General features: G+C 72.4%; 4 protein-coding genes. All 4 read right to left on the bottom strand.

The features are described from left to right. Window positions 1-1,124, bottom strand: a 1,124-nt coding sequence (locus ETD86_RS52615; protein WP_138674112.1) for an AMP-binding protein, incomplete at its 3' end; no start/stop codon positions are given. Further along, window positions 1,121-2,158, bottom strand: coding sequence for a nucleotidyltransferase family protein (locus tag ETD86_RS52610; protein ID WP_138674111.1), 1,038 nt, complete (start codon window positions 2,156-2,158; stop codon window positions 1,121-1,123). The genes ETD86_RS52615 and ETD86_RS52610, both read right to left, overlap by 4 nt. Continuing rightward, entirely contained in the window at window positions 2,155-3,675 is a 1,521-nt protein-coding gene (locus ETD86_RS52605) for a condensation domain-containing protein (RefSeq protein ID WP_211370890.1), read from the bottom strand. Before ETD86_RS52605 ends, ETD86_RS52610 begins: the two co-directional genes overlap by 4 nt. Before the next feature lie 175 nt (window positions 3,676-3,850). Next, window positions 3,851-4,705 carry a class I SAM-dependent methyltransferase gene (locus tag ETD86_RS52600; protein ID WP_138674109.1) on the bottom strand — a complete coding sequence of 285 codons (855 nt, stop codon included), beginning with the start codon at window positions 4,703-4,705 and terminating at the stop codon, window positions 3,851-3,853. Window positions 4,706-4,757: the final 52 nt, after the last annotated feature.

Below are 4,757 nucleotides of genomic sequence, written 5' to 3'. Positions count from 1 at the left end.
AAGGTGAACCGGGCCGCGTCGTCGGGGGCGGGGTCAAGGTAGCCGTTGGTGCCGTACCGCGTCGCGATGACGATCTCCCCGATCGTCTCGTCCTGGCTGAGGTCGTCGGCGGGGTTCTCGATCCGGATCTCGGTGTCGTCGATGGGGGTGCCCAGCGGCTGCACGCCCGGCTCGGCGGGATCGCTGACCGGGTGCCAGCAGCGCGCCAGGGTCGTCTCGGTCGGCCCGTAGATGTTGACGACCTGCCCGCGGTAGCCCAGTTGCTGGCGCCAGCGTTCCACCAGCGCCCCGGTCAGCGGCTCTCCGCCGAACAGCATCGTCCGCAGCTGCGGCAGCCGCAGCCCGGCCGGAGCCATCCGCAGCCACGCCTGAGCCACGGTGGGCACCACCCGGGCGAGGGTCACGTGTTCGCGGGCCAGCCAGGCCAGCGCCGCGTCGGGGGCGAGCGGTCCGGCGGGCGGCAGGCACAACGCCGCGCCGCAGGTCAGTGGGAGGAACATCTCGCACAGGGCCGGATCGAACTCCACCGACGCCAGCTGAGCGACCCGATCGGCGACGCCGACAGCGAAGGTGCGGCGCTGCCAGCGCAGGTAGTGCGCCAGGCTGTCGTGGCGGCCGGCGATCGCCTTGGGCGCTCCGGTGCTGCCGGAGGTGAAGCACACATACCCGCTGGTCTCGCCCGGGCCGGCGTCGGTGAGCGACCTCGGTGGCGTCGGCGTGTCCGGCAGATCGTCCACGCGGATCACCCGGTGACCCGACGGTGCGTCAACGTGACCGGAGATCAGGACCAGGGCCGCGCCGGTACGTTGCAACATCTCCGTGCGCCGGGCCGGGGGCGTGAGCGGGTCGATCGGCAACAGCACGGCCTGCTGATCGAGGACCGCCGTCCATGCCGCGACCAGCGGCAGCCCACGCTCGCCGATCACCGCGATCACCTGGCCGGCAGAGGTTCGCGCATCGGCGAGCAGGGCGCTGATCTGCGCGGCAGAGGCCGCCAGTTGCCGGTACGTCCAGGTCCGGCCGCCGCAGGTGACGGCGGTGGCCTCGGGGTCCTCAGCCGCCCAGCGGGCGATCTGCGCCGGGACGCCGAGCAGAGGCCGGCTCGGCCGCCGGAGCCGGGTCACGACCGCTGCTGCGCATGGTTGACGGGCGCATGATCGAGGAGGGCGCGCACGGCGGTGGCGCCGTCCCCCACGACCTCGCCGGATACCTTCTGACCTGGCGCTACCAGGGCTCCGGGCAGGACCAGCGCCCGTTCCACCTGGCAGTGCACGCCAAGGACCGCGCCAGCGCCGATGACGGCCGGGCCCAGAACGCGGGCCCCGGACCGAACCAGGGCTCCCGCACCGATCAGGACCGGGCCATTTACGGCCGCGCCCTCCTCGATGAAAGCGCCCGGCTCGACCATCACCCGGGTGCCCGGCCGCGTCGGCGAGAGCGGCGCCCCGGTCACCTGCTGGACGGCGTCGAGGTTGCCGCGCAGCAGCGTCGCCACGGTGCCGACATCGCGCAAATACACCTCGCCGGCGTCGAACAGCCCGACCTCGGACGGTGACAGAGCGGGAAGCGTCCGGCTGGACAGGTCCACGAACCCGGCCGGGGAGATCCGGTCAAGCAGGGCCGCCTCAATCAGCCAGGTGCCGGTCGAGCCCAGCCGAGACGGCGCCGCCGGCCCGGGTTTGAACAGGTAGCACGCGGTGTGCCCGGGGGACGGGACGAGGATGTCGCCGTCCCACACCCGCGGGTCGCGCCAGGACGCGGCGACGGTCACCGGCCGCCGGTGGGCCGCGTGGTGGGCGATCATGCCACGCAGATCGACGGGGCAGATGATGTCGGCCGGGACGACCAGGACCGGTCCTTGCCCGATGAAGGCGCGCTGGTCGCGCAGCGCGCCCGCGCTGCCCACCGGCTGGGGCTCGCCCAGCCAGGCGATCGGCGTTCCGGCCGGGGTACGCCCGCCCAGGACACGCTGGTACAGGCTGAGCGCCCCAGCCGGGACGATCACGCCGATCTCGGTGACCCCTGCGGTGTCCAGGTGGTCCAGCACCCAGGCCAGCACCGGCCGGTTCGCGACCGGCGCGAGAGGCTTGGGCAGATCCGGGGACAATGGCCGCAGCCGGGTCGCCGAACCCGCGGCCAGCACGAGCGCACGCATCATCGTCCCTCCCACTCGGTGACGGCACGGCACATGACCTGGTGGAACCGTTCGAGCAGAGCGGCCGCGTCGCCGGTCGTCAGCAGATCGGTGCGGTAGATCAGGCCACCGGCCAGCCCGCCGCCGGCCCGGCTGAGCGAGACGGCCAGGTGGCGGCGAGCGGTCGCGGCCTCCGCCAGCCGCACCGGGCGCAACCGTCGCCCGCCGAGCTCGGGCAGCGGGTCGAGCGTGGGGATGGAATCGAGGGAGAACTTGACGTTCACCAGGTCCGGGACGCCGAGATCGAACACGGTCTTCTCCAGGTGGAGTTCCTGATGGGCGTCTCCGGCACGCCAGCCGTCGCGGACGCCGGCGATGAGGTCGGCGAGGGTGGCGTGCCGTGCGGGCTCGGCGCGGGTGAAGCGGCCGTTGACGAAGAACCCGACCGTCTGGTCGGTGCCCGGGACGGTCCGGTTCGCGGTCGCGCTGCCCACCACCACCTCCGGCACGCCCGCCCACGCGGCGACCGCCGCGTGAAACAGCGCCAGCAGCACATGGAACAGGGACGCGTCCCGCCGCCGTCCGAGCGCCTGCAGGTCGGTGACGAGCGCGGCGGGCACCGCGACCGGCAGCCGGGCAGCGGGCCCGGCCGGGGCCGCGCCGACCGTCGATCCCGGCAGAGGCACACCCTCGGCCGGGAAACCGGCCGCCACAGTGCGCCAGAACTCCAGATGCTCGGCGTAGACCGCGCCGGTCAGATACCGGCGCTGCCAGCGCGCGTAATCGCTGTAGGCCGGCACCCGCCCGTCTGCGTTGTCGGCAGGGGCGTCGGGAGCGCTGTAACGGGCGGAGACCTCACGCAGGAACAGGCCCCACGACCACGGGTCCATGACCAGCTGGTGGGCGGCCAGCACCACCACGTCCTCCTCGGCCCCGCCGATCAGGGCGGCACTGGCCAAGGGCCCGCCGTTGGCGAACCCCTGCGCACACCAGGCACGGGCCGCATCCAGCTGCGCACTGGACGTGGAAGAGATCGTGTGGAGTTCCAGCCGGCGATCGTCGACGTGCTGGCGGCCGTCGTACACGGTCGTCCGCAACGCCGGATGCCGCCGGCCGGCCAGGGCCACCGCTGCGCGTAGCCGGCCCCCATCCAGGGTTCCGGCGGGCACGGCCACCGCGTAGGCGAGCCGGTGGTGGTGCCGCTCACCGAACCGATCGCCCCACGCCAGCAGACCTTCCTGCTGGAACGACAGCGGATGGTCCCCTTCGCGGGGTCCAGCGGCGATCTCTCCCACCGCACCGCCGCTCTTCTGCCCGGCCCGTGCTTGCAGGTCGGCCAGCGCGTCGGCGAACCGGGGCACGTCATACAGCCATCTCGGATCGAGCGTGACGCCCAGCTGCCGGAGCACACTCGCGGAAACGGCCAAGGCCCTCAGGGAATCTCCGCCGTGGGCGAAGAAGTCGCCGTCGCAGGCGGCCACGTCGCCCAGGGCCTCGGCCCAGGCGCGCCGTAGCGCGTTCTCAGCGTTCAAGGGTTTCACCCGGCCTCCACCCATCGCGATCTCGCAGGTGCGCACAGCCGGGCTGGGCCACCAGCGAGTGTTCTCACCCGGGTGAGACTTCCGGTCAGATCGGACCCGGTGACCAGGATCCGCATGGTTCCTCCCATACGACGACTCATCAATGGCGACGGAACTCGATTCGCGATAGGCGCGTTCAGCCGTGACCGGGGCCGTGCACGGCCCGCAACGGAGATGCCGGCGCGGGGCGGGACGGACGTGAACGACGGCGAGCCAGCACCACCTGGAACTCGACCTCCTCAAGCAGCGGCCCACCGGCCGTGTACTGCTCCAGGAGTGTGGTGGCCTCCTCCTCGAACTCCTCGATCGCCTCGCCGAACAAGGGCCGGGCCGCGAACGAGGTCGAATACAGGAAGCCGATCACCTGCTCCGGCGTCCAGACGCGCTTGAGCGCGATGCAGTGCTCACTCACCTGGGAGAACGCCGACTCGGTGAGCACCTGCGCGGACGACCTGTCGTGGTGGGTGCAGGTCTGCCCGCCGGCGGGGCGCCGGGCGCCGAGGAACTGCTGGACGAGCTCGCGCAGCGCGCCGGCCCACAGGCTGCGAGCGTCGGTCCACGGGCTGCCGTCGCTCATCACGGCGACCACACCGGTGCTGGACACGCAGGTGCCGAGCTTCTTCAGCACCGCCTCCTGGTCCATCCAGCCGAAGGCGCGGCAGATGGTCACCACGTCGGCGCGCCAGCCAGGGTAGGGCGGGGTGAAATCCTCGGCCCGCTGACGGTGCAGGCGCAGGGGCGGGTCCTGGATCATCAGGTGCAGGGCGGTGTCAGCCTGGGCGACCATGTCGGCGTCCGGTTCAACGGCGTCGATCTCGGTGAAAGCCTCGTGCAGGGCGGCGGGCACCTGGCCGGTTCCCGTACCGAGATCCAGCAGGCGGCGTGGCGGGGCCAGGTGTTCTACTTCGGCCCTCAGCAGCTGGACGGCCTCGGCCGGGATGCCCGGCCGATACAGCCGGTAGTAGCGGGCGGTGCCGGCGAAGGTGCTCATCGGAAGGCTCCACATTCTTCAGGGTCGGTGATGGCGATGGCGGAGGGGGTTC

Origin of the sequence: Nonomuraea turkmeniaca (genome assembly GCF_005889735.1) — a bacterium.
GTDB classification, from domain to species: Bacteria; Actinomycetota; Actinomycetes; order Streptosporangiales; family Streptosporangiaceae; genus Nonomuraea; species Nonomuraea turkmeniaca.
The sequence above is the reverse complement of the archived record's forward strand: the minus strand, read 5'-3'. Positions and strand labels throughout refer to the sequence as shown.

Bases quoted from the DNA above. Each gene is read 5' to 3' on its own strand.
- ETD86_RS52610 (WP_138674111.1), bottom strand. From the start codon at position 2,158: ATGATGCGTGCGCTCGTGCTGGCCGCGGGTTCGGCGACCCGGCTGCGG.
- ETD86_RS52600 (WP_138674109.1), bottom strand. From the start codon at position 4,705: ATGAGCACCTTCGCCGGCACCGCCCGCTACTACCGGCTGTATCGGCCG.